General features: G+C 72.0%; 2 protein-coding genes, 1 tRNA gene and 1 rRNA gene. 3 read left to right on the top strand and 1 reads right to left on the bottom strand.

Translation table 11 applies throughout. The annotated features are described in order from the left end of the window. A 5S ribosomal RNA gene (gene rrf / locus ACFCY7_RS38485) occupies positions 1-94 on the top strand; the annotation flags it as partial. A gap of 4 nt (positions 95-98) precedes the next feature. After that, positions 99-171 (top strand) — tRNA-Thr (locus ACFCY7_RS38480). A gap of 108 nt (positions 172-279) precedes the next feature. Here ACFCY7_RS38480 and ACFCY7_RS38475 read toward each other — a convergent pair. Next, entirely contained in the window at positions 280-2925 is a 2646-nt protein-coding gene (locus tag ACFCY7_RS38475) for a SpoIIE family protein phosphatase (RefSeq protein WP_376490736.1), read from the bottom strand. A gap of 269 nt (positions 2926-3194) precedes the next feature. Here ACFCY7_RS38475 and ACFCY7_RS38470 point away from each other — a divergent pair. Continuing rightward, a partial coding sequence (locus tag ACFCY7_RS38470) for a HAMP domain-containing protein (protein WP_376490735.1) occupies positions 3195-4797 on the top strand: 1603 nt, incomplete at its 3' end.

Here is a 4797-nt window from a genome sequence, read left to right as displayed (position 1 = left end):
AACGCCCGGTTACATTCCGAACCCGGAAGCTAAGCCTTTCAGCGCCGATGGTACTGCAGGGGGGACCCTGTGGGAGAGTAGGACACCGCCGAACACCTGCCCTTTTAGCTCAGTCGGTAGAGCGTCTCCATGGTAAGGAGAAGGTCAACGGTTCGATTCCGTTAAAGGGCTCCGAAAAGAAAAAGGCCCCCGCCTCATGGCGGGGGCCTTTTTTGCGTTCTGCGGGCGAGGAGGCCGATGGCCGGCGAACCCCCTTTCGGGGGATCGCCGGGAGAGGAGTCAGCGGGGGTCGGGCTCGCGGAGGCGCATGGCGAGGATGGCCATGTCGTCGGAGGCGGGGGCCTGGGCGAAGCGCTCGACGGCGCGGAGGATGCGGGAGGCGACCGCGCCGGCCGTGAGGCCCGTACAGGTCTTGAGGACTTCGGCGAGGCCGTCGTCGCCGAGCATTCGGGTGCCCTCGCGGCGCTCCGTCACGCCGTCCGTGACGCAGAGGAGGACGTCGCCGGGGTCGAGGGTGATGGTCTGCTCGTACAGCTCCAGGTCGTCCATGACGCCGAGGAGGGGCTGGGGTTCCGCCGCGGGTTCGACCGTGCCGTCGGGGCGGAGGCGCAGGGGGAGGGGATGGCCGGCGCAGACGACCTTGAGGATCGCGGAGCCGTCCGGCTGCGGGCGCATCTCGCCGTAGAGGAGGGTGAGGAAGCGGCTGCGGTCGCCCTCGTCGAGGATCGCCGCGTTGAGGCGCTCCAGGACGGCCGGGCCGCCGAAGCCCTCGCGGGCCAGGAGGCGCAGGGCGTGCCGGGCGAGGCCGGTGACGGCCGCGGCCTGGGGGCCCGTACCGCAGACGTCTCCGATGGCGAAGCCGTAGGCGCCGTCGCGGATGGGGAAGAGGTCGTAGAAGTCGCCGCCGACCTCGTTGCCCTCGCCGGCGGCGCGGTAGATGACGTCGACCTCGACGCCCGGGATCTCGGGGAGACCCGGCGGGAGGAGGCTGCGCTGGAGGGACTGGCTGATCGCCACGCGCTCGGAGTAGAGGCGGGCGTTGTCCAGGGCGAGGGCGGCCCGGCGCGAGAGGTCCTCGGCGAGCTCCAGGATCTCCTGGCGGAAGTGGTCCTCGGAGGGGCGGCCGAGCGTCAGCATGCCGATCACCCGGTTGCGGGCGACCAGGGGCAGGACGACGGTCTCGCCGGCGACCGTGCCGGCCGTGGCCAGTGTGGCGTCGATGCCGGAGGAGAGCGGGCTCGCCGGGTGGTCGAGGGCGCGGACCGAGGCGGTCAGCGCGGCGCGGTGGGCGGCGTCGCCCGGCGCGGTCCAGACCCGGGCGCCGAGGGTCGCCACCGGGTCGGGCGGGGCGATGGAGGAGAGCAGGTCCTTGAGGCCGTCGATGCGGTCCTCGTCCTCGTGGAGCACGTACGAGAGGTACGGGTCGGAGGACTGGTCGGCGATCGTGTAGACCGCGCACCAGGTGGCGAGGGTGGGGACCGTCATCTGGGCCATGAGAGCCAGGGTCTGGTCGCGGTCGAGGGTGCCGGCCAGGAGGTCGGAGGCCTCGACGAGGAAGCTGAGGGAGCCGCGGCGCAGGCGTTCGAGTTCGCCGAGGCGGGCGGACTCCACGGCGAGGGCGATGCGGTCGGCGGCGAACTGGAGGCGCAGGGCCTCCTCGTTCGAGTAGCGGTTCGCGGTCTCGGCGGCGACGCCGAGGGAGCCGGTGAGCCGGCCCTCGACCTTGAGCGGGACGGTGACCACCGCGCGCATGCCGGTGCCTTCGAGGAGCGGGACGGCGCCGGGGACGGCGGCGAGGTCCTCGTGGACGGCGGGCATGCGGGCGGAGCCGTAGCGGCTGGCGCCGGTCTCGACGGGGACGCGGGCGAAGCGCTGGCGGGCGGCGGGGAGACCGGTGGTCGCCCGTACCTCCAGTTCCGTCTCGTCGTCGGTGGCGAGGAGGAGGAAGGCGGCGTCGCCGTCGAGCATGTCGCGGGCGCGTTCGACCGTGCGCTGGAGGAGGCCGTCGAGGTCGTCGGGGGCCGGGGAGCCGATGAAGACCTCGAAGGGGTCGGCGGCGCGGCTCTCGCCTCCTGGTTCGGCGGCGGGGCGCTGGGGGGTCTGGAGGACGGCTCGCTCGTGTTCGCGTACCAGGAGGCAGACGGTGGAGGGCTCGCCCTGGGTGTCGCGGACCCGGAGGTGCGAGGCGTAGACGGGGATGACGCGGCCGTCCGCGCAGCGGATGCCGTAGGTGCCCTCCCAGCGGGAGAGGCGCAGGGCCTCGGCGAGGCCGGTGCCGATGCCGGGAGTGTGGGGCCAGGCGGCGAGGTCGCCGAGGGGTTTGCCGGTGACCTGCTCGGAGCCGTATCCGAAGAGTTCCTCGGCGTCCTCGTTCCAGGCGGTGACGGCTCCGCCGTCGTCGATCTGGACGACGGCGACGCGGACGCGGCTGTCGGCGACCGGGAGGAGCGGGTCGGGGAGGACGGGGCCGGCGGAGCGGGTGCCGACCGGGCGCTGGGCGAGGTCGAGGTGGAACCAGACGTGCTTTCGGGTGGGGGAGTAGTCGACTCCCCAGCGGTGGGCGAGGGCGGCGCAGAGCAGCAGGCCCCGGCCGTTCTCGCGGTCGGGGTTGCCGAGGGAGCGGCCGCTCTGGACGGGGATCTCGCGCTCGGGGTAGCGGTCGGCGACCTCGACGCGGATGCTGTCGTCGGAGCGGAGGCACAGGACCTCGGCGGAGGTGCCGGCGTGGATGACGGCGTTGGTGACGAGCTCGCTGGTGAGGACGACGGCGTCGTCGACGAGCTCGGGGTGCCCCCAGCCCTGGAGGGTGTCCCTGACGAACGCGCGGGCGGCCGCGACGGACCGCCCGACGGGCTCGAAGCTGGCAGTCGCCCGCGCGGTGATCACAGCACTCCTCGTACGCGTCTCGACGCCCGGCTCTGCCATCCTCGGTCTGCCCCTCCCGCTGCCCGGTGGTCGTGCGCGCACCACACCGCCCCCGCCGGGCGGACCGGGGCGGCTGGACAGCCGGAAGCCAGGTTACTTACCTTCACTGTCCGAGCGGACGCCGGTCACCGCTGATTCCGTCCCCCGGGGGTAGGGACGCGGTGCGAAGCTGCCGAACTGTTATCGCCTGGTTCGGTCGCGGTGAAACACTGGGCAGGCTACCGGCGAGAGCCGGAGCGGTACGGTCGACCCCTTTCGGGAGGGACACGGTGGAGTCTGGCACGGCGGCGCGGCGTGGCGGCGGCAGTGGCACGCGCGCGAGGGGCGGACGTTCCCGTGGGGGGACGGTGCAGGTGGACGCGGCGGCGCTGGAGCGGTTGTTGGCCGCTTTGGTGTCGATGCGGGACGGGAACTTCCGTAAGCGGCTCACGGCGTCCGGCGACGGGGTCATGGCGGAGATCTCCGCCGTGTTCAACGAGGTCGCCGACCGGCAGATGCACGTGACCGGGGAGTTGTCCCGGGTCCGGCGGGTGGTGGGGCGCGAGGGAAAGCTGTCCGAGCGCCTGGAGGCGGGGGCCAGTGAGGGGGCGTGGGCGGCGGCGATCGAGGCCGCGAACGCGCTCGTCGACGATCTGGCCCGGCCGGTGTCCGAGGTGGGACGGGTCCTCTCGGCGGTGGCCGAAGGTGATCTGGACCAGCGGATGGACCTGCGTTCGGAGGGTGCCGACGGGACCGTACGGCCTTTGCGCGGGGAGTTCCTGAAGGTCGCGCGTACCGCGAACAACCTGGTCGACCAGCTGTCGGTGTTCGCGTCCGAGGTGACCAGGGTCGCCGTCGAGGTGGGTACCGACGGCAAGTTGGGCGGGCAGGCGCAGGTGCGCGGGGTGTCCGGTTCGTGGAAGGACCTCACGGACTCGGTCAACACCATGGCGAACCGGCTGACGGCGCAGGTGCGGGACATCGCGCTGGTGACGACGGCGGTCGCGGACGGCGACCTGTCGCAGAAGGTCACGGCGAACGTGGCCGGCGAGATGCTGGAGCTGAAGAACACCGTCAACCGGATGGTGGACCAGCTGTCGTCGTTCTCCTCCGAGGTGACCCGTGTCGCCCGTGAGGTGGGTACGGAGGGCGAGCTCGGCGGGCAGGCCGAGGTGGCCGGGGTCGCCGGTGTGTGGAAGGACCTCACCGATTCCGTCAACACGATGGCGGGCAACCTCACCAATCAGGTGAGGGGCATCGCCGAGGTGACGACCGCGGTCGCCAACGGCGACCTGTCGCAGAAGGTGCGGGTCTCCGCGCGCGGTGAGATCGCGCAACTCGCGGACACCATCAACCAGATGACCGAGACGCTGAGGACGTTCGCCGACGAGGTGACCCGGGTGTCGGGCGAGGTCGGCGCGCAGGGTCTGCTCGGCGGTCAGGCGCAGGTGCCGGGTGCGGCGGGGACGTGGAAGGACCTCACGGACTCCGTCAACACGGTCTTCCGGAACATCACCACGCAGGTGCGGGACATCGCGCAGGTGACGACGGCGGTCGCCAACGGCGACCTGTCGCAGAAGGTCACGGTCGACGTGGCCGGCGAGATGCTGGAGTTGAAGAACACCGTCAACACGATGGTGGACCAGCTCTCCGCCTTCGGTTCCGAGGTGACCCGGGTGGCGCGGGAGGTCGGCGTCGAGGGTCTGCTCGGCGGTCAGGCCGAGGTGCCGGGCGCGGCGGGGACGTGGAAGGACCTCACCGACTCGGTGAACACGGCCTTCCGCAACCTGACCGGTCAGGTGCGGGACATCGCGCAGGTGACGACGGCGGTCGCCAACGGCGACCTGTCGCAGAAGGTCACGGTCGACGTGGCCGGCGAGATGCTGGAGTTGA

This window comes from Streptomyces sp. NPDC056361 (assembly GCF_042262805.1).
GTDB lineage: Bacteria > Actinomycetota > Actinomycetes > Streptomycetales > Streptomycetaceae > Streptomyces.
This window is presented reverse-complemented; position numbering and strand designations above follow the sequence as displayed.